This window comes from Mucilaginibacter pedocola (assembly GCF_002013915.1).
In the GTDB taxonomy this organism is placed as follows: domain Bacteria; phylum Bacteroidota; class Bacteroidia; order Sphingobacteriales; family Sphingobacteriaceae; genus Mucilaginibacter; species Mucilaginibacter pedocola.
In genome coordinates, this window is record NZ_MBTF01000023.1 from 335,922 (window position 1) to 359,176 (window position 23,255).

Annotated in this window: 23 protein-coding genes; 14 read left to right on the forward strand and 9 right to left on the reverse strand. The window is 45.7% G+C overall.

All coding sequences use genetic code 11. The annotated features are described in order from the left end of the window. The first annotated feature begins 169 nt into the window (after positions 1–169). From BC343_RS19080 to BC343_RS19090, 3 genes are all read left to right on the forward strand, one after another. The gene (locus BC343_RS19080) at positions 170–580 is read left to right on the forward strand and encodes a hypothetical protein (protein ID WP_078349396.1); all 411 of its coding nucleotides are present in this window, start codon (positions 170–172) and stop codon (positions 578–580) included. A 391-nt stretch (positions 581–971) separates the two neighbouring features. Then, positions 972–2,111 (forward strand): N-acetyl-alpha-D-glucosaminyl L-malate synthase BshA, encoded by a 1,140-nt coding sequence (bshA, locus tag BC343_RS19085; RefSeq protein ID WP_078349397.1) that lies wholly within the window; start codon positions 972–974, stop codon positions 2,109–2,111. Between the two features lie 252 nt (positions 2,112–2,363). Further along, entirely contained in the window at positions 2,364–2,867 is a 504-nt protein-coding gene (locus BC343_RS19090; protein WP_078349398.1) for a hypothetical protein, read from the forward strand. 151 nt (positions 2,868–3,018) lie between these two features. Here BC343_RS19090 and BC343_RS19095 read toward each other — a convergent pair whose 3' ends face one another. Beyond that, on the reverse strand, positions 3,019–4,155 hold the full coding sequence (locus BC343_RS19095; RefSeq protein WP_078349399.1) for a lactonase family protein: 1,137 nt from the start codon (positions 4,153–4,155) through the stop codon (positions 3,019–3,021). A gap of 330 nt (positions 4,156–4,485) precedes the next feature. Here BC343_RS19095 and BC343_RS19100 point away from each other — a divergent pair, with 330 nt between their 5' ends. The 6 genes from BC343_RS19100 to BC343_RS19125 all read left to right on the forward strand — a co-directional run bounded on the left by BC343_RS19100 (position 4,486) and on the right by BC343_RS19125 (position 9,145). Then, on the forward strand, positions 4,486–5,160 hold the full coding sequence (locus BC343_RS19100; RefSeq protein WP_078349628.1) for a tetratricopeptide repeat protein: 675 nt from the start codon (positions 4,486–4,488) through the stop codon (positions 5,158–5,160). Between the two features lie 157 nt (positions 5,161–5,317). Then, positions 5,318–5,815 carry a 6,7-dimethyl-8-ribityllumazine synthase gene (ribH, locus tag BC343_RS19105; protein ID WP_078349400.1) on the forward strand — a complete coding sequence of 166 codons (498 nt, stop codon included), beginning with the start codon at positions 5,318–5,320 and terminating at the stop codon, positions 5,813–5,815. Positions 5,816–6,270: 455 nt separating this feature from the next. After that, positions 6,271–6,600 (forward strand): bacillithiol system redox-active protein YtxJ, encoded by a 330-nt coding sequence (gene ytxJ, locus BC343_RS19110; protein WP_078349401.1) that lies wholly within the window; start codon positions 6,271–6,273, stop codon positions 6,598–6,600. Positions 6,601–6,828: 228 nt separating this feature from the next. Further along, complete coding sequence (gene lipA / locus BC343_RS19115) at positions 6,829–7,707, forward strand: lipoyl synthase (RefSeq protein WP_078349402.1); 879 nt, start codon at positions 6,829–6,831, stop codon at positions 7,705–7,707. A gap of 26 nt (positions 7,708–7,733) precedes the next feature. Further along, the gene (locus BC343_RS19120) at positions 7,734–8,285 is read left to right on the forward strand and encodes an RNA polymerase sigma factor (RefSeq protein WP_078349403.1); all 552 of its coding nucleotides are present in this window, start codon (positions 7,734–7,736) and stop codon (positions 8,283–8,285) included. Positions 8,286–8,287: 2 nt separating this feature from the next. Then, positions 8,288–9,145 carry an anti-sigma factor gene (locus tag BC343_RS19125; RefSeq protein ID WP_143822267.1) on the forward strand — a complete coding sequence of 286 codons (858 nt, stop codon included), beginning with the start codon at positions 8,288–8,290 and terminating at the stop codon, positions 9,143–9,145. A 225-nt stretch (positions 9,146–9,370) separates the two neighbouring features. On the opposite strand, the gene BC343_RS19130 is transcribed toward BC343_RS19125, so the two are convergent. The 5 genes from BC343_RS19130 to uvrA all read right to left on the reverse strand — a co-directional run bounded on the left by BC343_RS19130 (position 9,371) and on the right by uvrA (position 15,105). Next, complete coding sequence (locus BC343_RS19130) at positions 9,371–10,870, reverse strand: NAD(P)H-hydrate dehydratase (RefSeq protein ID WP_078349405.1); 1,500 nt, start codon at positions 10,868–10,870, stop codon at positions 9,371–9,373. A 45-nt stretch (positions 10,871–10,915) separates the two neighbouring features. After that, on the reverse strand, positions 10,916–11,170 hold the full coding sequence (locus tag BC343_RS19135; protein ID WP_078349406.1) for a Txe/YoeB family addiction module toxin: 255 nt from the start codon (positions 11,168–11,170) through the stop codon (positions 10,916–10,918). After that, a complete protein-coding gene (locus BC343_RS19140; RefSeq protein ID WP_078349407.1) occupies positions 11,167–11,421 on the reverse strand; it encodes a type II toxin-antitoxin system Phd/YefM family antitoxin in 255 nt (84 codons plus the stop codon). Before BC343_RS19140 ends, BC343_RS19135 begins: the two co-directional genes overlap by 4 nt. Positions 11,422–11,513: 92 nt before the next feature. Next, positions 11,514–12,233, reverse strand: a complete 720-nt coding sequence (locus tag BC343_RS19145; RefSeq protein WP_078349408.1) for a phosphodiester glycosidase family protein — start codon at positions 12,231–12,233, stop codon at positions 11,514–11,516. Positions 12,234–12,258: 25 nt separating this feature from the next. After that, positions 12,259–15,105, reverse strand: a complete 2,847-nt coding sequence (gene uvrA, locus BC343_RS19150; RefSeq protein WP_078349409.1) for an excinuclease ABC subunit UvrA — start codon at positions 15,103–15,105, stop codon at positions 12,259–12,261. Between the two features lie 332 nt (positions 15,106–15,437). On the opposite strand from uvrA, the gene BC343_RS19155 reads away from it, so the two are divergent. The 4 genes from BC343_RS19155 (at position 15,438) to BC343_RS19170 (ending at position 19,344) form a co-directional block, all read left to right on the forward strand. Then, positions 15,438–15,758, forward strand: a complete 321-nt coding sequence (locus BC343_RS19155) for a hypothetical protein (RefSeq protein ID WP_078349410.1) — start codon at positions 15,438–15,440, stop codon at positions 15,756–15,758. A 484-nt stretch (positions 15,759–16,242) separates the two neighbouring features. Beyond that, complete coding sequence (locus BC343_RS19160) at positions 16,243–16,848, forward strand: GIN domain-containing protein (protein WP_143822268.1); 606 nt, start codon at positions 16,243–16,245, stop codon at positions 16,846–16,848. Positions 16,849–17,195: 347 nt separating this feature from the next. Continuing rightward, a complete protein-coding gene (locus tag BC343_RS19165; protein WP_078349412.1) occupies positions 17,196–18,749 on the forward strand; it encodes a serine hydrolase in 1,554 nt (517 codons plus the stop codon). A 10-nt stretch (positions 18,750–18,759) separates the two neighbouring features. Next, positions 18,760–19,344, forward strand: coding sequence for a hypothetical protein (locus tag BC343_RS19170; RefSeq protein WP_078349413.1), 585 nt, complete (start codon positions 18,760–18,762; stop codon positions 19,342–19,344). A gap of 36 nt (positions 19,345–19,380) precedes the next feature. Here the strand turns inward: BC343_RS19170 and BC343_RS19175 are convergent, their stop codons facing one another. The 3 genes from BC343_RS19175 to BC343_RS19185 are packed head-to-tail and all read right to left on the reverse strand — an operon-like array spanning position 19,381 to position 21,436. Next, positions 19,381–19,656 carry a hypothetical protein gene (locus tag BC343_RS19175; RefSeq protein ID WP_078349414.1) on the reverse strand — a complete coding sequence of 92 codons (276 nt, stop codon included), beginning with the start codon at positions 19,654–19,656 and terminating at the stop codon, positions 19,381–19,383. Then, positions 19,656–20,447 (reverse strand): SDR family NAD(P)-dependent oxidoreductase, encoded by a 792-nt coding sequence (locus BC343_RS19180; protein WP_078349415.1) that lies wholly within the window; start codon positions 20,445–20,447, stop codon positions 19,656–19,658. The genes BC343_RS19175 and BC343_RS19180 overlap by 1 nt, the downstream gene beginning before the upstream one ends. A gap of 5 nt (positions 20,448–20,452) precedes the next feature. Then, positions 20,453–21,436: an NAD-dependent epimerase/dehydratase family protein gene (locus BC343_RS19185; protein WP_078349416.1), complete on the reverse strand. Its 984-nt coding sequence runs from the start codon at positions 21,434–21,436 to the stop codon at positions 20,453–20,455. A 296-nt stretch (positions 21,437–21,732) separates the two neighbouring features. On the opposite strand from BC343_RS19185, the gene BC343_RS19190 reads away from it, so the two are divergent. Further along, entirely contained in the window at positions 21,733–23,229 is a 1,497-nt protein-coding gene (locus tag BC343_RS19190; RefSeq protein ID WP_078349417.1) for a cryptochrome/photolyase family protein, read from the forward strand. Positions 23,230–23,255 lie beyond the last annotated feature (26 nt).

Genomic DNA, 23,255 nt, shown 5'->3' on the forward strand with positions numbered 1-23,255 from the left:
GATATATTTATAAGCCGGGCTTAATATTTAGGCCCGGCTTTTTTTGGGGCTGTTTTTTTGAGATAAACGCAATCATTTTTAGTTAAATAAATGTGATTTTTATAGCTAAAAACCTTTGGTAATGTAAAAAGTACATTTTAACTTTACGTACCCCAAAATAAGTTTGAGCATGATTCGTTCGCGTTCTAAGAAAGTGCTTTTGGTTGCCCCTAAAGCGTTCCCTTCTGAGCTGGTTGCAGGCTATAATGCTGTGCGCCAGGTGTCTGTGCAGTCTGCAATTTTTCCATCAATTCATGAAGTAAAGCCCGATGTTATCTTGTTCGATTACGAGCACATGGCCGATGATATGGAGAAAATTTTGCGCCGCCTGCAATCAAACAGTTATTACCGCAACATTAAGATCTGCTGCTACAAAAATAAAGAGCATACCCGTGTAGACGGCCTGCTGAAAGTATTGGGCGTAAACCACTTTTTTTACCAGGAAGACCTCGAAAAAACATCCAAAAGCAAATCGGCCCTTAGCGCGATCAATGGCATACTGGATGCTTCTATCCTTAACTGGGTCGCTGGGGTGGCTTAGTTCATTTGTTCACCGGTTCATTTGTTCATTGGTGGTGGTATGGCTAACCTGTTTTGCTAACACAACATCATGCCGATGCATATCGGTACCCCACGCGGAAAGGTAGCGGTAGCGCAAAGCGGCTTAGCGATGTGGCTTATATGATGGGGTACTGAAACAAGTTCGGTATGACATGAACTTTAGCTTCCCTATTTCCTTCGTCTTTCCGGACTTTCTGACATCAGACTTCCGACTTATTCTCCCATCCAAACTTTTACAAAAGCCTAACACATTTGTAATAAATTGCTGTTAAACTTGCATGCTTTATAACAGCTATATCAACACCACGTATTCTCCCTACGCATATTTGGCTCGGTAATGGTTGTAACGGCTTAAATCGTATCAGCATTATATGAAGATCGGCATTGTTTGTTACCCTACTTTTGGCGGTAGCGGAGTTGTAGCTACAGAATTGGGCAAAGCCCTTGCAGCGCGCGGGCACCAGGTGCATTTTGTTACTTACAACCAGCCTGCCCGGCTCGATTTCTTTTCGGAGAACCTTTTTTACCACGAAGTATCGGTATCTAACTACCCGTTATTCGATTATCCGCCCTATGAGTTGGCATTGGCCAGCCGTTTGGTAGATGTGGTGCGTTTTGAGAAGCTGGATGTATTGCACGTGCACTACGCCATACCGCATGCCTCTGCTGCTTTTATGGCACAGCAGATATTGCTTACCTACGGCATCAACATTCCGTTCATCACCACGCTGCATGGTACCGATATCACGCTGGTAGGGCAGGACAGGACCTTCAAACCCGTTGTAACCTTCTCCATTAATAAGTCGGACGGGGTAACGGCTGTATCGGCACACCTGCGCGACGATACTTACAAGTATTTCAAAATTGAGAAGGACATCAAAGTTATTACCAACTTTATAGATCTTACACGCTTTAGCCTGAAACCAAAGGACCACTTTAAAAAAGCTATAGCGCCCAACGGCGAACGTATACTGGTGCATACCTCTAACTTCCGTAAAGTAAAGCGTACCGAAGATGTGGTGAAGATATTTGCCGAAGTAGTGAAAAAAATACCTGCCAAACTATTAATGGTTGGCGATGGCGGCGAACGCTCGCTCTGCGAAAAATTGAGCCGCGATCTGGGCATTGCCGAAAACGTGCGCTTTTTGGGCAAACAGGATGCTATTGAAGAAATACTTTCTGTTGCCGACCTGTTCTTGATGCCATCCGTATCTGAAAGCTTTGGCTTGGCCGCGTTGGAAGCAATGGCCTGCAAAGTACCTGTGATAAGCAGCAACGCCGGCGGCTTGCCCGAACTTAACGTGGAAGGCGTAACAGGCTTCCTGCGCGATGTAGGTGATGTAGCCGGTATGGCAGAACGCGCCATTTATATTTTAGAGGATGATGCCCGCCTGGAGCAATTTAAAGAGAATGCCCTCGCACATGCCAAAACCTTCGAGCTAAGCAACATACTGCCTCAGTACGAGAACTACTACCAAGAGGTGATAGATAAGAGCAAACAGGGGGCGTAAGCTCTACTAACCCCTCTTCTTTAAATTAACTTTCAGCATCGGTTTACCACCCCGGCGGGGTACCGTGTTTGTAGCAAAATAAAACGCGTTATTTGGGGCTCCGTTAGGTCCCGCCTATAACTATGTTGGCTGTGTTTTGCAATTCCCGCTAAACCTTTTCGGCTATTTTAACTCAAACTATAATAAATTATAACACTAACCTTTTGGCAGGATTTGTGTTATCGTTGCTGTAATTTAAATACAAACATCACCATGAAAAAGATATTTCACACAACAGTCGCCCTATTGGCCCTTAGCCTTGCTTTTACCGCTTGCTCGTCCTCAAAAAACACAAGCTCTTCACCTTCTACCGAAACATCGGCAGCAAGTGTATCTCGCGGTAAATTTGTAGGCACCTGGCAGCTTACCAATGTTAGTTACGATGGGTTGGTAGAAAACGCCGTTCAAAACGTGTTTGACCAAGCCGCCCCCAGAGATTTTATTGGCAGTACCTGGAAATTCACCAACAGCGGTAACGGTATTTACACCCTGAGCAACGGCCAATCGCAAACCATCTTTTGGTCGGTTTATAACGGTGGCAGCACCGGTACGCAATTCCAGTTTAAAAAACTGTACGAGGGCGATAAAGCTAAAAACGTGCAAGAGGGTTACCGCCTAAACATAGGCAGCATCAGCGGCACAGGTATGACATTGATGTCGCCCATAGCTGTAGGTAGCGGTACAGGTTATATTATTTATACTTTTGTTAAGTCTTAAGCAGAGAGTTTTGAGTCGGAAGTCTCGAACTTAGCATAACGAAAAGTCTTATAAAAGAAGAAGTCCGGGAGCGTTCGCTCACGGACTTCTTCTTTTTACTATGGTGTCTACTCCTGACTTAAGACCTCCGACTTAAGGCTTCAGACTTAATTTATTGCGCTGAAGCAAATTTCAAGCACACAGGGTTGCCTATATCAACCTTGCCTACAATGCCCAGCATTTTACCGGTGGTTTTATCGAGGCGATAAACGTAAATTACATCACTGTTTTGGTTGGCTACCAGCAGAAAAGTGCCGGTTGGGTCAATCACAAAGTTGCGGGGGCCTTTACCGTTGGTAGATCGGCGGTCAACAAAAGTAAGTTCGCCTGTTTCCTGGTTAACCGAGAATACCGAAATATCATTAGCATCGCCGCGGTTACTGGCGTATAAGAACAAGCCGTTTGGCGATATGTGGATATCGGCCGCGCCGGTAGCGCCGGTAAAGCCATCCTTTAAAAGCGTTACGGTTTGTTTCTCAGTAAGCTTGCCATCGTTATAATCGTACATAGTAACGGCACTGCCCATCTCCTGTATCACATACAAATGTTTTTTATCTGCCGAAAACTCTAAATGGCGCGGCCCGCCGCCGGGTGCAACCGCTTTAAACGGAGGCTTAACGCCGCGCAACGGGCTATCTTTACCGCCTTTGTAGCGGGTGATGTTTATTTTATCGGTACCCAAATCGGTATATAAAACATATTTCTCATCGGGGCTCAGGATGGCGGTATGTACGTGGGGCTTTTCCTGGCGCTCTTTGTTTGGGCCTAAGGGGCCATCATCGCGAATGGTTTGTGCTGCGGGGGCAATAGAGCCATCTTCGTTCAGCGGAAGTACTGCAATGTTGCCCCCGCTATAGTTGGCTACAAAAAGGCTCTTGTTGGCTTTATCAACTGATACATAGCATGGCGAACCACCCAAGGTCGATTGTTTATTGATGAACTTCAGGGTACCCATCTTAGGGTCGAAGTTGAAAGCGCTTATTTCGCCCTCATCGTTCTCGTTAGTGGCATAAACAAATTTGTTATCGGCAGATACCGTTAGGTACGATGGGTTGCTTACGCCATCTATCTGGCTAAGGTAAGCTACTCGGCCGCTCTCGGCATAAAAACGGAAAACAGATATACCCTTGCTGGTGCCGCTGGTGTATGTGCCTACCACAAGGTCGTATGTTTTGGGCATGGGCTTGGGTTTTTGTGCAAAAGCTGCTACAGGCAATAGTATGGCAGCAATTATCGAGAAGTTTTTCATCTATTCAATATTGGTTTGAAGTGCAAGTTAGTAAAATATGGCAAAATCGGTATTCCCTTCATTTTACAATTACGCGATAGTTGTTTGCAGGAAAGAGAGATGGGATAGATGGCAGCTTTTTTTAATTGCCTGGTGCTGCCTCTTAAAACTTAATAATAGATATGCAAAGCTTTGTGTGCTTTGTGCTCGCCTATTGGCAGGTACTTTGCGCCCTTTGCGGTTAAATTAATGATATTTATTTCCTTCATGGTCAAGTCAATCAACGGTAAATTTTTATTTGTGAGAGAACTTGAAAACCGTATTTTTGCAAACTTAATTTTAAACATACAAATGTCAGCAACCGAGTTGAAAACAAAAGCTACGCCGGATAACACCGAAACTGTAAAGAGCGGTAGCTTTGTTCAGGAGAACCAAAAGAGCTTATTATTTATTGCCGCCGCAATTGTGTTAATGGTGGTTATATACATAGCCTACGTTAAATTGTACCTGGGCGGCCGCGAAGAAAAAGCAGCAAGCCAAATTTATATGGCACAGCAATTTTGGTCGAACAAAGAGTGGGATAAAGCCATTAAAGGTGCTGATAGCTACCCTGGCCTGGAGAAAATTGTTGCCGACTACAGCAATACTAAAACTGCAAACCTGGCTACTTTTTACCTGGGTGTTGCTTACCTAAACAAAGGCGAATACCGCAAAGCTATTGATAACTTTAGCAACTACCGTGGCGAAGACGTTATGGTTGCTGCAGAAGCTTACGGTAACACCGGTGATGCTTATGTAGAGTTGAAAGATTACGACAAAGCCGAAACCTATTTCAAAAAAGCTATTGATAAAGCTAACAACCAGTTTTTATCGCCGGTTTACCTGAAGAAATTAGGCTTGGTTTACGAAGCGAAAAACGATTTTAAAGCAGCTGCTGAAAGCTACAAGAAAATAAAAACCGATTTCCCTACAAGCGCCGAGGCACAAAGCATTGATGCTTACATTGCCCGCGCAGAAGCAAAATAGTAAGGACGTTATTAAAAGTTGGAAGGGTTGAAAAGGTTGTAATAGTTGCGAAACGTTACTTCTTTTTCAACCCTTTCTCATTTTTTAGAATTAGATATATACCCGCTTTTAACTTCTCCAACTTTTTCCAACCTTTACAACTTATTATAACTAACACATGGCTTCAGCCCTAAAAAACCTTTCTGATTTTTCTACCGCTACCGAAATACCATCGGCAGAAGCATTTACCTTTGGTATAGTTGTGGCCGAGTGGAATGCCGAAATTACCAACGCGCTTTACAAGGGTGCTTACAATAGCCTGATAAAATACGGCGCTAAAGAAGAAAATATTTACAGCTACCCGGTACCCGGAAGCTTTGAGCTAACCAGCGGTGCCGACTTGCTTTTGCAAACCGGTAAATTCGATGCTGTTATAACCTTAGGTTGTGTAATACAGGGCGAAACCCGGCATTTTGATTTTATTTGCGATGCAGTTGCAAACGGAGTGTCGAATGTTGCTATAAAATACGCTAAACCTGTTATATTTGGTGTACTAACAACCGATAACCAGCAGCAGGCCTTAGACAGGGCTGGCGGCAAACATGGTAATAAAGGCGACGAGGCTGCCGTAACCGCCATTAAAATGGCAAAACTGGCTGAAACTTTAAAGGGGTAAAAACGTATAAATCCGAGTTAATTATAATCCGCAAAATGAAAAAAATAGTTTACATAGCATTAGTAGCTTTGGCATTGGGCATCAGCGTTTCTTCGTGCTCAAACAAGCTTTGCCCTGCATACGGCTCGTACCCTAACCGTCGCTAATAACCTCTTCTGCGTCGGTTATTTAACCGCAAAGCACGCAAAGGATTTGCATGAACTTTAACGCAAAGAAGCGCAAAGCATACTTAGTGGATAAATAGGTAAATGCATGATTAGTGCCTTAATATTTTTCTTTGCGGCTTAGCTCTGTTGCGTGATATAAAATAAGGGGGCAACAAGCTTTGCGTCCCTTTGCGTTTTTTCTCCGCGCTCTTTGCGGTTAAAAAACATAACAACATCCCCGCCCCAAAACTTTAAGCAGTTTTACATTGTATTTACTTTAAACACAGTTTATAAAACTACTTTTGTGCTATGGAATGGATACAGTTGGACACTGCCGCGCAGATAGATACTATAAAACAACAAGAAGGCTATAGCCTGATATTTAAGCACAGCACCCGCTGCAGCATCAGCATGATGGCCAAAAGGCGTTTCGAACTAGATTGGGAAGGCCTGCCTGCCGATATGCCCCTATATTTTTTAGACCTGATAAAACACCGTGACCTGTCTAATAAAATTGCAGAGGATTTCCAGGTGCACCACGAGTCGCCGCAGTTGCTGCTGATAAAAGACGGCGAATGCGTGTTAGACCAATCGCACGGCGCTATCTCGGTTGATGAGGCAGTGAGTGTGGTGGGATAGTCCGAAAGTTAGAAAAGTCCGGAAGTCAGAAAGACGGATGCCGCTCGATAAAATATTTTAAGCTCCTAAGTTTTCTTGGGGGCTTTTTTAGTATTTGCGTGCTTCTTATCCCTGTGCTTTCGGACTTCCGGTCTTTCGGACTTCTCGACTTTCTCTAAATAAATCAAGAATCTGCAATATTTTGTTCCCCCTTTAGGGGGTTAGGGGGCTTTTAACTACTTTTGTACCATGATAGAATTGCCTGTAGTGCCCGCAAACCAACCGCAACGTAAGCCAGACTGGCTTAGGGTTAGGCTCCCGGTAGGGAAAGAATATGCCCATGTACGCGGTTTGGTTGATACGCATAAGCTTCACACCATTTGCGAGAGCGGTAACTGCCCTAACATGGGCGAGTGCTGGGGTGCCGGCACGGCAACTTTTATGATATTGGGTAACATTTGTACCCGCAGCTGCTCGTTTTGCGCAGTAGCCACCGGCCGCCCGCTGGCTGTTGATACCGACGAGCCCAACCGTGTAGCCAACTCGGTGAAACTGATGCAGGTAAAGCATTGCGTAATAACTTCGGTCGACCGTGATGACCTGAAAGATGGTGGCTCTATTATTTGGGCAGAAACCATCAATGCCATCCGCCGCGAAAGCCCGGAGACTACTTTAGAAACTCTGCTGCCCGATTTCCGTGGCAACTGGGATAACCTGGCCCGCGTGCTGGAAACCCGTCCTGAGGTTGTATCGCATAATCTGGAAACCGTTCGCCGCTTAACCCGCGAAGTACGCATACAGGCAAAATATGACCGTAGTTTAGATGCTTTGCGCCATGTATCAGCAGCGGGGCTGCGTACCAAATCGGGCATAATGCTTGGCTTGGGCGAAACCGAGGCTGATGTATTAGAGGCAATGGACGACCTGCTGGAGGCCGGTGTGCACATCTTAACGCTTGGCCAGTACCTGCAACCAACCCGTAACCACCACCCGGTTATCGACTGGATACACCCCGACCAATTTGCTGCTTACAAAGAGTGGGGTTTAAAGAAAGGATTTAGGTATGTAGAAAGTGGCCCGCTGGTGCGCTCTTCTTATCATGCTGAAAAACATTTATTTGAAATGTAGGTTTTCCTTTCTATATTTCCTGCCGATTGAGCAAAAAACGAAAAATATCCCTAACCGAAGACGAGCTGGTATCGGCATTGCGTAACCGTGAGAAAATTGCGGTAGAAGCTTTGTACGATATGTACTCGGCTTCTTTGTTCGGTGTTATCTCCCGTATCATCCCTGATACTACGGCTGCCGAAGATGTTTTGCAGGAAACTTTTGTAAAAATTTGGAATTCTTTTTCGGGCTATAGTTCAGAAAAAGGGCGGTTATTTACCTGGATGGTGAATATTGCCCGCAACTTGGCCATTGATAAAGTACGTTCGAAAGATTTTAAGAATCAGGCCAAAAACCATGAGCTCGAAAATAACGTAACTTTCATTGACGAACAAAGGAATACAGTTTACAAACCTGAGCTGCTCGGAATAAAGGAGTTAGTGTCTACCCTAAAGCCCGATCAAAAGTCGATTCTTGATCTGGTGTATTTTAAAGGTTATACCCATGTGGAAGCCGCCGAAGAACTTGGCGTTCCGTTGGGCACCATAAAAACAAGGTTAAGGATGGCCATTCTGCAGCTCAGAAAACATTTTAATTGAAAGTGGAAAACATCGAGGAGTATATTGAATCGGGGATATTGGAACTTTATGTTCTTGGGCAATTAAGCCCGGAAGAAAAGTTGCAGGTGGAGGAGATGGCCGCTAAACACACTGCCGTGAGGGCTGAAATCACCGAAATTGAGCAGGCGATGGAGTTTTACGCCGCAGCACACGCTGTAGAACCCGCAGCATTGCTGGAGCAAAAAATTAACGGCACACTGGTAACTAACCTGGCCGACGACCGTATTTTTACTAACGGGCATACCCGTACCGAAGAAATATTTGAAGATGATGAGCTGGTAACCGATAACGTGGTGCAAATGAATGCTAAATCATCGGGCTTTTATAAGTATGCCTTTGCAGCTTGCCTGGCTTTGCTGCTTGTAAGTATATACGCTTTGGTAAACCTTTATAACAAACTGCAGGAAAGCAATACACAGTTAACCGCAATGCAGTTGGATAAGCAGAAAATTGCCAACCAGGTTATACTGAAAGATAACGAGCTGGATATTTACCGCGACCCAAGCTATAAAGTATTTAAACTGAAAGGCACTACCAAATCGCCGGAGGCATTGTTAACCCTTGCATGGAGCGCCGATAAACAACGCGTGGTGCTTGATATGAAGAGCATGAAGTTGCCGGAGCATGATAAACAGCACCAATACCAGCTTTGGGCCATTGTAGGCGGCAAACCTGTAGATTTGGGTGTGTTCGATAAACCGGGCGAAGCAGATACCGCCGGCGTTAAAGAAATGAAATCGGTAGCCAATGCAGAGATGTTTGCGGTAACCGTAGAGCCGATGGGTGGTAGCGTTAACCCAACTCTTACCGAAATGGTTGTTGCAGGCGCAACAAAATAATAGTAAGGCTTTTATGAAAAACAGCAAAGCCCCGGTTCGTGAAAACGGACCGGGGCTTTTTTTATACTTATTAAAAACTAAAAATAATTTATGCTGTTAGAGTAACTATTATATATCTCATACGTCATATATATACAAAACAACATAGAAGTATTTAGTTCTTTATAAGATCAGTTAATAGTTAATAAGAAAAAAGGGGATGTTTGATACTTACGTCCCCTTTTTTTATGCCTTTAATTTTGCCATGGTAATAGGTAACTCCTGTATGATCTTGCCAGGGAGGGTAACATTCATGCGGTTAGGTAAAGCCAATTCGTCTCCGGCTTTACCGTGTATATAAATACCTAATATACAGGCATCCTGTGGCGAATATTTTTGCGCTAATAAGGCCGAAATAATACCCGTCAATACATCGCCCATGCCACCGGTTGCCATTGCCGGGTTGCCTGTGCTGTTAAAATACAACTTTCCTTCAGGCGTAGCAGTTATGGTATAGTCGTTTTTCAGTACAATAATAATGTTCAACTCGGCCGCCTTATCCTTTGCAGTTTGTATACGCTGCCACCAACTAGTATGCGTACCAAAAAGCCGGTCGAACTCTTTCATATGCGGCGTAAGAACGCTTCCTGCCGGAAGTTTTTTCAATAGCGTTTTATTTTCCGAGAGCAGATTTAGTGCATCAGCATCAACCACAATTGGCTTCTTATAATTTTTAAGAATAGCTTTTAGTAATTTCAGGGCTTCAGTATCTTTACCCAAGCCGGGGCCAATAGCTATGGTGCTGAATTTATCCCACTCGATATCCGGTAGTTTTCCATCCTTGCGGATAATGGCCATCAGCTCGGGCATGTAGCTGTTCAGCGCTACCAATCCACTTTGCGGAATACAAGCAGTTGTAAGCCCGGCCCCTGCATGCGCGCTGGCGGATGCTGAAAGCAGGGCTGCTCCCATAGTTTCGTCTTTACCGGCCACAACAAGGGCATGCCCGTAGATGCCCTTATTGCTGAAACGGTGGCGGGCCTTAAAGCGCTGGCGGATGTCGGCCTCCTGCACGTGTTGGTAAGGTGTATCAACAGAATTAATAAACTCTTCGCTAAGGCCTATCTTTACTACCTCGCAGCAACCAATGTATGGCCCGGCCTCGGGTAACAGAAAGTTTATCTTAGGCTGCTGAAAGGTTATAGTGATATCTGATCTGAGAATGGTAGCATCCTTGGGTATCTCGCCGTCTGTAAAAAATCCCGTAGGTACGTCCACTGCTACCACAATTTTGTTGAGGCTGTTCAGGTGGTCAACCAGTTTTTTATAGTCGCCCGCCAATGGTTTATTTAACCCGCTGCCCAACACGGCATCTATCAGTATATTTGCTTTTTCTTCGGGGAAATTATCGGTCGGCTTTATCTCTAACTGTTTTATTGTGCCGAGGCGTTTCAGATTTGTATTAAAATCATCGCTTGCCTTGTCGCTGAAACGGATAATCTTAACGTTAATGAAGGTGTACCCATGCTCATCCAGCAAACGCGTAATGGCCAGCCCGTCGCCGCCGTTGTTACCTGTGCCGCAGTACACCGATATACTCTGGCTTTTATCCTGAAAATGGTTAATGAACCAACCCACAAAAGCCTTCGATGCCCGCTCCATCAAATCGATAGACGAGATAGGCTCATGCGCAATGGTATAAGCATCTGCTTCGCGTATTTGGGGGGCAGTTAAAAGAGGTAGCATATAATGCTAAGGTATTAGTTTGGGGAATTGTTTGGTATGCCAAAATCAATAATGATATCTGCATTGCAAAATGACAATAGAGTCATTTTCGATCTTATATACTATTCGATGTTCTAAATTAATTCGCCGGGACCACCAACCCGCGAGATTGTGTTTTAACGGCTCAGGTTTGCCGCTACCTTCAAATGGAGTTCGATCAATTTCCTTTACCAAAGCATTGATCTTTCTCAGGGTTGTCTTATCGGTACTTTGCCAGTATAGATAATCCTCCCACCCTTGGTCAAGAAAGACTATCTTCATTCTTCTATCAGGTTTCTTTCTTTAGCTAAGCCTTTTTCATAATCCTCAATTCCTTGTAGTAAACGAAGTGCGTTTTTCGGGCTTTTTAAGAGGTAGAAAGTTTCCTCCATACTTTCATAATCTGATTTTGAAAGAACGACCACATCTTCACCATTTGCGCTGGTGACAAAAAGCGGCGTATGATTATTCCGAACTTTATCTAAGTACGACTTAAGCTGTTGCCTAAATGAAGTGAAAGTTGTTACCTGCATGTTTTTTGATTTTATATAAAATTAGATATAATTAAATACATGTACAAGTTTGTGTACATGTATTTGGCGGAATGAAATACTCACACGCAAGTTTACTTCCTCGCCACTCCAATCATCACTCCAAACTCACCATCCAATTGCACCCAATTCTTCCCCGGCAAATAAGCGCGTGATACAAAGCCATCCAAATACAAAGCGTTTTTACAGCCTTGCTGCTTAAAGTAATTGGCCAGATCGTAGAAATTAACAGGTTGTTTAGATAGCACGAATAAAACGCTGCCATCGGGTAATATCCCCACACCGTTGCGGATATTCTTGTTGGGAGAGCTCTCTTTTAGCGCCGGATGTATCTCGCCATTAATAACCAGCATGGGCCCCGATTGTGTGGCGTATTTGATTTGCCCGTTATCTTTAAAGTTGGGCGTTGTGCAAACAGCAGCGGTGTTGTTTTTGGTGATATAGAAAACACCGTTCGGTTTGAGGTAAAAGTTACCGTTTGCAGTTCCGGTATCTAATGGTGATAGCGTTTTGCCATTCTCAATATACAAGCCCACCGGCGTGTCATCCGGCTTATACATACCACCATTCATGGCGAATAGTAATTGTTGCTTATTACTTTCTACTGCTGTTTTCAGGTTTTGAAGGCTGCCGAAGTTTTGCCCCTTTGTATTGCGCCAATAGAGCTTTAACTCTTGTTTCTTCGGATCAACGCGGTAAGTGAGTAAGGTATCATTATCTTGCGCGAATGCAGAAGAGCTGTACGCTACGAGGAGTGATATAATTGCGGATAGAAAAACTCTGCTGTGCTTCATTTCTATCCGCAATATACTTTATTGTTTATTTGATGTTCATCTCCTTTTTCAGGAAACGGCCGGTAAAGCTGTCTTTCACTTTGCACAAACCTTCGGGTGTGCCGCTGTACAATATCTTACCACCGCCCGATCCGCCTTCGGGCCCAAGGTCTATCACGTGGTCAACTACTTTTATTACATCCAGGTTATGCTCAATCACTAATACGGTATTGCCTTTATCAACCAATTGGTTTATTACGCCCAGCAATACGTTAATATCCTCGAAGTGCAAGCCTGTTGTAGGCTCATCCAGTATGTAGAAGGTGTTACCCGTGTCTTTTTTAGAAAGCTCGGTAGCCAGTTTTACGCGTTGCGCTTCCCCGCCCGATAGGGTGGTTGATGCCTGCCCGAGGGTGATATAACCCAAACCTACATCGTTTAGGGTTTTTACTTTACGGTAGATAGCCGGGATATGCTCAAAGAATGGCGTAGCATCTTCGATACTCATATCCAGCACATCGCTTATGGATTTGCCACGATAGCGTACTTCCAGCGTTTCGCGGTTGTAGCGGCGGCCTCCGCATTCTTCGCAAGGCACTTGCACATCGGGCAGGAAGTTCATTTCAATTACCTTTTGCCCTGCGCCCTGGCAGGTTTCGCAACGCCCGCCTTTTACGTTGAACGAGAAACGCCCCGGCTTGTAACCGCGTATGCGCGACTCGGGCAACGCCACGAATAGGTTACGAATATCCGAGAAAACACCGGTGTAAGTAGCCGGATTACTCCTTGGCGTACGGCCAATAGGTGTTTGGTCTATCTCGATAACTTTATCAATATTATCCAACCCTTCTATCGCCTCATAAGGCAGCGGATGCTTTTTGGCGCGGAAGAAATGGTGGTTAAGGATAGGGTAAAGCGTCTCGGTTATCAAGCTTGATTTGCCACTACCCGACACCCCGGTAATACCAATGAGTTTCCCCAACGGAAAATCTACCGATACCTTCTTCAGGTTATGCCCAGTTGCTTTCTTCAGGCTCAGTGTTTTGCCATTGCCTTCGCGGCGTTTTTGGGGGATGGCTATTTCCTTTTCGCCATTGATGTATGATGTAGTAAGCGTATGCTTGGCCATCAGCTGTGCGGGAGTGCCTTCGGCTACTACAGTGCCCCCGTGTACACCGGCTGCCGGTCCCATGTCTATCACGTGGTCGGCCTCCAGTATCATATCTTTATCGTGCTCTACCACCAACACGGTATTGCCCAGGTCGCGCAGGTTTTTGAGGGCATTTATCAGTCGCTCGTTATCGCGCTGGTGCAGGCCTATGCTTGGCTCATCCAAAATGTACATCACATTCATCAGTTGAGAGCCTATTTGTGTAGCCAGCCTGATACGCTGCGCCTCGCCACCTGATAATGTTTTGGCGGTACGGTCGAGTGTTAAATAACTCAAGCCCACATCCAGTAAAAAGCCAATGCGGGCGCGTATCTCTTTCAGTATTTCTTTGGCAATTACATTCTGGCGTTCGGTGAGGCGGTCTTCCAAACCATCGTACCACTTGCTCAGCGTGGTAATATCCATAGTAGCCAGTTCGAAGATGTTCTTCTCGTCAACCTTAAAGTGCAGCGATTCCTTTTTCAATCTTGCGCCTTCGCAGGTAGGGCAGGTGCGGAGTACGCGGTAATTCTCCATATCATCCATCCCTTCGTCGCTGCGGCGTTCCTGCTGCTCTTCCAGCATGCGCACTATACCGTCGAAAGTTATCTGGTAGTTCTGCACGTTCCATTTATTGTACTCCACCGCTACCGATATCATATCCGGCGAACCATTCAGTATGATATCCAATTGCTCGCGGGTAAGTTTTTCTATAGGTGTGCTCAGGCTGAACTCGTATTTTTTGGCAAGGGCCTTTAGTACCTGGAATATCCAGGTTTCGCGGTATTCGCCAATGGGTGCAAGCCCGCCGTTCATGATGCTCAATTTGGGGTTCGGTACTACCGAAGCTTCATCCACCTCGAAAATATACCCTAAACCATTACACTTTTCGCAGGCGCCATAGGGTGAGTTGAACGAGAAGGTATTGGGTTGCGGCTCATCATACGAGATGCCCGAAACCGGGTCCATCAAATACTTGCTGAAGTAAGCTACATTATTGTCCCTATCGGCGATGCGGATGATGCCCTTAGCGATCTTTAATGCTTGCTGCACGCTTTGGTAAAGGCGCTTGCTGTCGGCTTCGCTGATCACCAAACGATCCACAACAATATCAATATCGTGAATTTTGTAGCGGTCTACCTGCATTTTGGGCTCTACGTCCATTATTTCGCCGTCTACATACACCTTTAAAAAGCCCTGCTTGCGTATACTCTCAAACAGTTCGCGGTAGTGGCCTTTACGCGCTTTTACTACAGGTGCCAGGATGTTCACCGGTTGCCCGTCGAATTTTTCGGCAATGGTACGCAGTATCTGGTCTTCGCTCATGCGCTCCATTTTTTCGCCGGTGGTGTAGCTGTAGGCATCACCTGCGCGGGCAAAAAGCAGGCGCATAAAATCGTATATCTCGGTAATGGTACCCACGGTACTGCGCGGGTTTTTGCTGGTAGTTTTTTGCTCGATGGCAATAACAGGGCTTAAGCCTGAAACTTTATCCACATCGGGCCGCTCCATACCGCCCATAAACTGGCGCGAGTAGGCCGAAAATGTTTCCATATAACGTCGCTGCCCCTCGGCATAAATAGTATCAAATGCCAGCGACGATTTACCGCTACCGCTCAACCCGGTAATAACCACCAGCTTGTTTCGCGGGAACGATACATCAATATTTTTAAGGTTATGCACCCGGGCACCATACACTTCCACTTCGCTTTGTTCGCCCAGGTCTATAGTTTGTTCGCTCATATATGCTTTGGAAAACGTATAAAGCACAGGCTGGTTTGCATATCGGTACTCTATACTAAAAATTTTGGCAAATATACTTAAAAACAGCGGTGTTTCATAGGGTTAGCTATGAAGCGAATGGTGGTTTAATGTAAAATTTTGGCAGGAAAATGCTACTAAAAGGTTTATGCGCCTTTGGGAGGTACCGGGATAGATTTGGCAACTATCAAAAAGTTGTCAAATCTTAGCAAGGTGTTAAACCTTTCCTATTGTCCTTAGTCAAAACTCCGAAAACCACAACGCCCTCACATGAAAAACATCTACTCGCTTTGGCAATTGCCGCTTTGCCCTGCATGGCACTTGCCCAAACCGATTCTACAAAAACAAACATCATCGCCCCTGCATCTGCCCATAACCTTGCCACCGAAGAATACGCCTCCATTTCGCCGGTAACTAAATTCATGAGTGATAATATTACCTTGCTTATTGAAGGTATGCCCGATCTTTACACATACGATAAAGAATTGCTGAACGAAAAACGCAAACCTATGGTATTTGCCAATATGGTAGAAGCTCTTAACTATATGGCCCGGCTGGGCGGCTGGCAATTTGTTAACACCTATAACGACGGTAAAGGCTTGCATTATTTGCTGAAAAGGCCTGTCGCTAAATAACAAAATATTATTTTCTGAACCCGGGCTTAATTGAAACCAAGGAGAGGCAGGATATTACCTAAACCTTATCCAATAAATTCTGCTTGTCCGGTGGTACTTTTAACGTTCGGGTTCAGAAAATTTCCTCTTTCTTGATCGCTGCCGCGAGTTTAGCGAAGCGTAACTCGTGGTTGGGCACAAAGCAAGCATCCTGCTTGCGAATAGCGCTTTCTTCTGGACTCGAATTAAACGAATTTTTAGAATGGGTAGAATAAAGGCTGCCGGAATCGTTCTGCTAAAATTCGATCAATTCCCCAAATTCGAGTTCAGACAAAAAAAATCTTCATCCTTTCGCCGACGCATTTTCGCCGTTCACCGACATATTCCCGCCATACGTCTAATACAGCCAAAACTGCTGTAACGTTTCTTTCTGCCACTCGTCATATTGATGTATTTAAAAACGAAAGAAAATAACAATAACACTCACTATCAAAATATTATAACCATGAAAACTCAAATATTAACCATCGCCACCATAGTTACTTTAGCCTTAGGTACCGTAACGACTACTTTCGCTAAAACACAAAATAACAACGAAGAAGTAGCCACCGTTTTAAACAACGTGAGCCAGATAAACAAGATCGAAGTTCGCGGTAACGTGGAGTTGTTCGTAAGCGATGGCAGCGCCGACCAGGTAAAAGTTTACAACCGCTACTATGCCGAAAGCGCCATGGTGCAAAATGAGAACGGCGTATTACGCATTGCATCATACACCAACAAACCATTGGTAGTTTGGGTAACCGCTGCCGACTTGCGCAACATTGCTGCTTATGATAATGCTCAAGTAAAATCATTCGGTAACCTGTCAAAGATCGACCTGAATGTTGCCTTGTACAACAACGCTTCAGCTAAACTTGACTTAGATGCCTACAAAGCCAGCATCACTGTGAACGACCGCGCTAAAGCCGATGTTGCCGGTACCGTAACCGAGTACAGCGTAACCCGCGACCAAAGCGCCACCATCAACAGTAGCAACGTGGTAGCCACAAACAAAACCGATAACGTTACTAACAAATTCGCGGTAGCAAAAACAGATGTAGCCGTATTGTAAGCACTACTTTTGCAAAAGTTCAACATATATTCCAACGGAGAGCCATCGTGTAAACGGTGGCTTTTTTTGTGCCCCCATGTCATCCCGAACGAGCTGTGTTGGGTTGGCGCGTAAGAGCGAGGAGGGAACTTAGACGCTACGCAAATCCACAATGCAAATACGCTCATGCAAAGATTTCATGCTTTTCGTCAAAGATCTCTCACCCTCTCTCGCTCGAGCCCCGCGCTTCAGGGATTCGAGATGACATCGGGGACAGGGCGACGCAAAGAGAAATCCTGCTTAAATCCTTCCATCCCTTAATCCTGTTCTTTTTGCTAGCTTAGGCATTTAACCCAACCCACCGAATCATGTTTAAACCACGCCCCATTCTCGCGTTTGCGTTTGCCGCATTATCCGTAACTACCGCCAAGGCCCAAATGGCTCCTGCCAAAATAGACAGCCTGGCTCAATTGGCACTAAAAACATTTGATGTACCGGGCATTGCCGTGGCTGTGGTAAAGGACGGAAAACTGGTGTACTCCAATGGCTACGGTGTGGCATCGCTGCGCACACAGAAGAAGGTAGACGGCAACACCCTGTTTGGCATTGCATCTAACAGTAAAGCTTTTACTACAGCTGCCATAGGTATGCTGGTTGATGAGGGCAAACTGCAACTGGATGATAAGGTTACCGACTACATCCCCGAGTTTAAAATGTTCGACCCGTATGTTACCGCGGAGTTTACCATTCGCGACTTGCTTACCCACCGCAGCGGGCTTGGCTTAGGTGCGGGCGACTTAATGATATTCCCGGATTCGACGGACTTTACGATTAAAGACATTATCCATAACCTGCGTTACCTGAAACCCGTGAGCAGTTTCCGCAGCAAGTTCGATTACGATAACCAGCTTTATATTGTAGCCGGCGAAGTTATTAAACGCGTAAGCGGCATGAGCTGGGAGGATTTTATAGAGAACCGCATCATGAAGCCCCTTCAAATGACGGGCAGCTTTGCATCATACAGTCGCATGAAGAATACAAAGAATTATATTGATGCTCATGCTCCTGTGGATGGCAAAGTAGTGGTAATTCCGCGCAACACCAGCGAACCCACCAACGCAGCCGGCGGCATTTACAGCAGCGTAAACGACTTGGCCAAGTGGGCTATTATGCAAATGAACGACGGTAAATATGGCGACGGGCTAAGCAAAACTTTATTCAGCAGCGCCATACACCGCCAGATGTGGACAGTACAAACACCGTTGCCCGTGGGTGGCCCCGGCCCTTACAACGCTCATTTTGCGGGCTACGGGTTGGGTTGGTTTTTGAACGATGCTAAGGGCTACCTGAGGGCAAGCCATACTGGCGGGCTGGATGGTATGGTAACGCAGGTCACGCTGTTCCCCGAAATAAAGCTGGGTATTATTGTGCTTACCAACCAGCAGTCGGGCGGGGCGTTCAGCGCGGTTACCAACGAGATATTGGATACTTACATTGGCCATACCGGTAAAGACTGGGTGAAACTATACAGCGATAGGGAAAAAGAAGCATCGGCAGGAGCAGGTACGGTGGTGGCCGACGTTTGGAAACAAGTAGAAAGCCAAAAGAAAACTGCAATTGTGGATAGCTTATACATCGGAACCTACCATGATAACTGGCTTGGCGATGCCACCATAAGCCAAAAGAATGGCCAGCTTTGGTTCGCGGCCAAACGCTCGCCGCATTTAACCGGGCAAATGTTCTTTTACAAAGGCAACACGTTTGTAGTAAAATGGAACAAACGAAGCATGGATGCAGACGCCTTTGCCATGTTCACAACCGACGAGAACGGCAAACCAACAGGCTTAAAAATGAAAGCCATAAGCCCCGCTACAGATTTTAGCTATGATTTTCAGGATTTGGATTTCACCAAAACGAAGTAATATACTGACGATGAAAAAGCTGCTTTTCGGTATTCTATTTTTACTCGTATTTTCAAACACCTACGCCCAACCAGAGATAGCAAGGAAAGATTGGAGCCGCCTTGTGGACATGATTGTTGCGGAAGACTGGGTGCCCGCCAATAAATTATCTTTATCTTTTTTAAGCAGTATTCCTTTCACAGAAGTAAACAGCCGGGAGGCGTCGAAGTTGCGGTATATGTACATACTTTCCGAAGCTGGCCTGCTAAGTACCGGTAAGGTTACCAAATCTGAAGTATTAAGTAGCGTAACGGGTTTTGTTGGTAAGCCTGTTTGGCTTCCCGCGTATCCGATATCCCAAAAACGCGAGTCAGACTCGTATACAGCAGACCTAAATGCCCCCGATACTTTAACGCTGACGGAGGGCAATACAGAGGACGATGTGGTGTTTACGTTATATCGCATAGTATTGAAAAACAAGTGGACCGTTGCGGACGTACAAGCAAATACCGGTAAAACATGGCGATTTGGCGGGAATGTTAAGTCTGTTGCTGTAAAAAGCAAACGATTAGAAATCATTATTGAAGATGCCATAGCAGAAGAGCCGCGGAAATAAATTCATTTAGGAATGGCTTTTTCTTCCGGAGTTAAGTCAGCTTAATTCTACACATTTAATGATGTGGTGCTTCACCAACCCCTGCATCAGCGCCTCGGTATCAAAACCTTTCCCAAAGTCGAAACAAATGCTGCCATTACAAGTGCTCACATTGCAAACACCCATTTCAAAAGCAAAAGTAAGGCCGTTAAACTCTCCTGATGTTACCGCAAGGGTTTCATCATCGCGCAGCTCAACCGTATTGCTTAAGCTGTTGAAGAAACGGCATAACACTTTAATGTGCGGGTAGTTGTTTATCGATCGTACTATCATCAGCTTTTTAGTATGAGTTTTAAACGGTTCCTGATAATGCTCTCTTTAACAACGCCCGGGAGCATGCTGTTTAGTAAAACCAAAAAGCGATTAGCCAGCCCGGGGATGATCTCTTTTTTACCCTTCAGCAGCCCGTCGATAGCTATGCGCGCTACGTCTTCCGCTTCCATAATGGTGGCTTTGCCTATGCCTTTCAGCTTGTTGTTCATCACCAGCAATTCGGGCTTGGTGTTGATGCCGCCGGGGCTGAGCAGGCTGATGCGCACCTTACTGCCCGACAGTTCCAGTTGCAGGCACTTGGTAAAATAACGGATGAACGATTTGGTGGCACCATAAACCTGTTTCTTGGGTACCACAAACAAGCCGCCCAGGCTGCCTACATTCAGGATGTATGATGTTTCTGCCTTATCGCATTGCTCTAAAAACAACCGCGTGAGCAAAACAGGCGTTATTACGTTCAGCTCTATCTGTTTTTTGTAGAAGAGGATGTTCTTATCCTCGAACCAGGCCCAGTTGCCCAGCCCGGCATTGTTAATAAGCATGTGCGCGGTAATGCCCGTTAGGTGCAGGTAATTGAAGATGCCGGGGTAGGCATCGGCATCAGTAAGGTCCATTTCCAGTTCGTCTACCCGGATGTTGAAGTTTTTGCGGATGTAAGAAGCCAGTTGCGGCAAACTCGAACCGGGGAGGGCAACCAGTACTAAATTAAAATTGCGCTGCGCCAGTTCAATGGCGAACGATTTACCAAGCCCCTCGCTGGCACCGGTAATAATGGCAGTTAATTGTGGCATATATTTCAGGCTTGTTTCAGGTAATTAACGGTGCGTTGCATGGCATCTGCAAACGGGGTAATGCGGTAGCCCAATTGCGTGGTGGCTTTTTGACTGCTGTATTTTTGATCGAATTTGAGGCGGTCGGCAAACTCGGGCAGAAAGAAAGGCGGTAGGCCGGTTAGCTGTGTTTTAACACGCTCGATATGGCTATAAAATTTAATAACCTTTTGCGGTACACGCACGAGGTTATGTTTAATTCCCGAAACATTCTTTACAGTATCGAAAAACTGGTTGAAACTAATATCCTCTCCGCCCAGAATATAGCGGTTGCCTTTTATGCCCTTGTCCATAGCGGCTATGTGGCCAGCAACCACATCGGGCAGGTAGGCGTAATTAGCCACCTGTTCGCCGCTGCCCGGTATTACGCGCCATTTGCCTTTTAAATAGCCGCCAACCATTTTGCTTACAGTATTGCTATCGGTAACAGGTCCCTCGCCAAAAACGCGCGACGGATTTACGGTAACTGCATCCAGTCCACGGTTTACAAATTGTTGCACCTCCAGCTCGGCCAGGTATTTGGTGCGCTCGTACGCAATGGGGAAACCCACAATGCGCGGTTCATCCTCGCTTAGCGGGAAGTTGAGGGTTGGCCCCCAAACGCCGCAGGTACTGGTGTAAACCACGCGCTTTACATCCGCATCGGCTGCGGCTTGCAGCACATTGCGTGTGCCGGTAACATTGGTCTCGTAAAAGTCATCCGGGTTTCGGCACCACATTTTGGCAAGTGCGGCCGTGTGGTAAACTTCGGTAACGCCCTGCATAGCTTTCTTCAGGCTTGCCGGATAAAGAATATCGCCCTGAACGGGAGTAATATTAGGGTGTTTAATAAGCAGGGGATGCCCGGTATTGCGGCAAAGCGCCTTTACACGGTTACCTTGTTCGGCCAAAGCGAGGCAAAGTTGGCGGCCAATGAAGCCCGTTGCGCCGGTTACTAAAATTGTTCTCATAGATAGATTACAAGACAGGATGGGTTTACCCCTATGCAACACGAATTTATTTGCGGAGTTAGTTAACAGGATTAAGGGAAGGATACGATTAGGCAGGATTTTTTTGGGCACCGATTCCAACGATTAGATTTGATTTCACTGATTTGTCTGAACCTTGATTCGCTTGATTTTGGGATTCTCTGATTAGTTGGTTTTGTAATCTGCCATATTGGATCATGATCGGCATCCATCGGATAATCCTTAAATCAAGCGAATCAGGGTTCAGAACATTAGCGATCAAAAGATGTTCCTATTTCATGAACGCCATCACCCTCATCTTTCCGCACCAGTTATTCGAAAAGCATCCGGCGGTGCATGCCTCACGGGCGATTTATTTGGTGGAAGAGTGGTTGTTTTTTAATCAGTATAGCTTCCACAAAAAGAAACTTATACTACACCGCGCATCTATGAAGTGTTATGCGGACTATTTACTCGGTAAGGGTTTAGATATTACTTACATAGAAGCCACCGATCCGCTTGCCGATGTGTGCGAATTAGTGCCGCATTTAGCGGGGTTGGGCGTTAAAACCATCCACTACGCCCATGTGGCGGATGATTGGCTGGAGAAACGCCTCGATAGTTGTTGTGCCGGGCACGGTATACAACTTGCCGAATACCGCAGCCCCAACTGGCTCAATAGTACAGATGATGTTGCGGAGTTCTTCGACGGGCGTAAAACTTATTTTCAAACCGATTTTTACATAGCGCAGCGTAAACAGCGGAATATTTTGCTCGAGATAAACGGCACTCCCATTGGCGGCAAGTGGACCTACGATACAGAGAACCGCCTCAAATTCCCGAAGAACGAGGTAGTTCCTTTGCTGAATGTACCTTCGCCAAATAAGTATATTGATGAGGCCGCTGTCTGGGTAGATAAAAATTACCCCGATAATTACGGCAGCACCGCATCGCCTTTTGGTAACCTCGGTGGCTTTTACCCCATTAATTTTAAAGAGGCCGAACGATGGCTGGATGATTTTTTGAAACAGCGCTTTGGCAATTTTGGTGTTTATGAAGATGCCATGGTGGCAGGCGAAAGTTTCCTGTACCATTCGGTGCTAACGCCTATGCTGAATATCGGGCTGCTTAACCCTCAGCAAATTATTGATAGGGTATTGGAGTTTGCAGGTGAAAACGATGTGCCGCTAAATTCGCTCGAGGGTTTCATCAGGCAGGTAATGGGCTGGCGCGAATTTATCCATATCGTTTACGAGCGCGAGCATGTGAAGCAGCGAACCAAAAACTATTGGGGCTTTAAGCGTAAAATACCCGCATCTTTTTGGAAGGGCGAAACGGGGATATTGCCCGTTGATACCGTTATTAGAAAAGTACTGCGGACAGGCTATTCGCACCATATCGAACGGCTGATGGTGATGGGGAACTTCATGCTGCTCTGCGAATTTGACCCTCACCAGGTTTACCGCTGGTTTATGGAGATGTATGTAGATGCCTATGATTGGGTGATGGTACCCAACACCTACGGCATGACGCAGTTTGCCGACGGCGGGCTGATGATGACCAAACCCTACATCAGCAGCAGCAATTACTTAATGAAAATGGGCGACTGGCAAAAAGGACCCTGGCAGGAAATATGGGACGGCTTGTTTTGGCGCTTTATGCACGTGCACCGCAACTTCTTCCTCCAAAACCCAAGGCTGGGCATGCTGATAAAAACTTTCGATAAAATGCCGGGGGAGAAAAGGAAGGGGCATTTGGAGGTTGCGGAGAGGTTTTTATCTTCATTGGGTAAGTAGTCGAATTTAACCACAGAGTTCTACAC

Excerpts from the sequence above, each read along its gene's own strand:
- BC343_RS19080 (WP_078349396.1), top strand. The coding sequence starts at position 170 with ATGATTCGTTCGCGTTCTAAGAAAGTGCTTTTGGTTGCCCCTAAAGCG.
- bshA (WP_078349397.1), top strand. The coding sequence starts at position 972 with ATGAAGATCGGCATTGTTTGTTACCCTACTTTTGGCGGTAGCGGAGTT.
- BC343_RS19090 (WP_078349398.1), top strand. The coding sequence starts at position 2,364 with ATGAAAAAGATATTTCACACAACAGTCGCCCTATTGGCCCTTAGCCTT.
- BC343_RS19095 (WP_078349399.1), bottom strand. The coding sequence starts at position 4,155 with ATGAAAAACTTCTCGATAATTGCTGCCATACTATTGCCTGTAGCAGCT.
- BC343_RS19100 (WP_078349628.1), top strand. The coding sequence starts at position 4,486 with ATGTCAGCAACCGAGTTGAAAACAAAAGCTACGCCGGATAACACCGAA.
- ribH (WP_078349400.1), top strand. The coding sequence starts at position 5,318 with ATGGCTTCAGCCCTAAAAAACCTTTCTGATTTTTCTACCGCTACCGAA.
- ytxJ (WP_078349401.1), top strand. The coding sequence starts at position 6,271 with ATGGAATGGATACAGTTGGACACTGCCGCGCAGATAGATACTATAAAA.
- lipA (WP_078349402.1), top strand. The coding sequence starts at position 6,829 with ATGATAGAATTGCCTGTAGTGCCCGCAAACCAACCGCAACGTAAGCCA.
- BC343_RS19130 (WP_078349405.1), bottom strand. The coding sequence starts at position 10,870 with ATGCTACCTCTTTTAACTGCCCCCCAAATACGCGAAGCAGATGCTTAT.
- BC343_RS19135 (WP_078349406.1), bottom strand. The coding sequence starts at position 11,170 with ATGAAGATAGTCTTTCTTGACCAAGGGTGGGAGGATTATCTATACTGG.
- BC343_RS19140 (WP_078349407.1), bottom strand. The coding sequence starts at position 11,421 with ATGCAGGTAACAACTTTCACTTCATTTAGGCAACAGCTTAAGTCGTAC.
- BC343_RS19145 (WP_078349408.1), bottom strand. The coding sequence starts at position 12,233 with ATGAAGCACAGCAGAGTTTTTCTATCCGCAATTATATCACTCCTCGTA.
- uvrA (WP_078349409.1), bottom strand. The coding sequence starts at position 15,105 with ATGAGCGAACAAACTATAGACCTGGGCGAACAAAGCGAAGTGGAAGTG.
- BC343_RS19155 (WP_078349410.1), top strand. The coding sequence starts at position 15,438 with ATGGCACTTGCCCAAACCGATTCTACAAAAACAAACATCATCGCCCCT.
- BC343_RS19160 (WP_143822268.1), top strand. The coding sequence starts at position 16,243 with ATGAAAACTCAAATATTAACCATCGCCACCATAGTTACTTTAGCCTTA.
- BC343_RS19165 (WP_078349412.1), top strand. The coding sequence starts at position 17,196 with ATGTTTAAACCACGCCCCATTCTCGCGTTTGCGTTTGCCGCATTATCC.
- BC343_RS19170 (WP_078349413.1), top strand. The coding sequence starts at position 18,760 with ATGAAAAAGCTGCTTTTCGGTATTCTATTTTTACTCGTATTTTCAAAC.
- BC343_RS19175 (WP_078349414.1), bottom strand. The coding sequence starts at position 19,656 with ATGATAGTACGATCGATAAACAACTACCCGCACATTAAAGTGTTATGC.
- BC343_RS19180 (WP_078349415.1), bottom strand. The coding sequence starts at position 20,447 with ATGCCACAATTAACTGCCATTATTACCGGTGCCAGCGAGGGGCTTGGT.
- BC343_RS19185 (WP_078349416.1), bottom strand. The coding sequence starts at position 21,436 with ATGAGAACAATTTTAGTAACCGGCGCAACGGGCTTCATTGGCCGCCAA.
- BC343_RS19190 (WP_078349417.1), top strand. The coding sequence starts at position 21,733 with ATGAACGCCATCACCCTCATCTTTCCGCACCAGTTATTCGAAAAGCAT.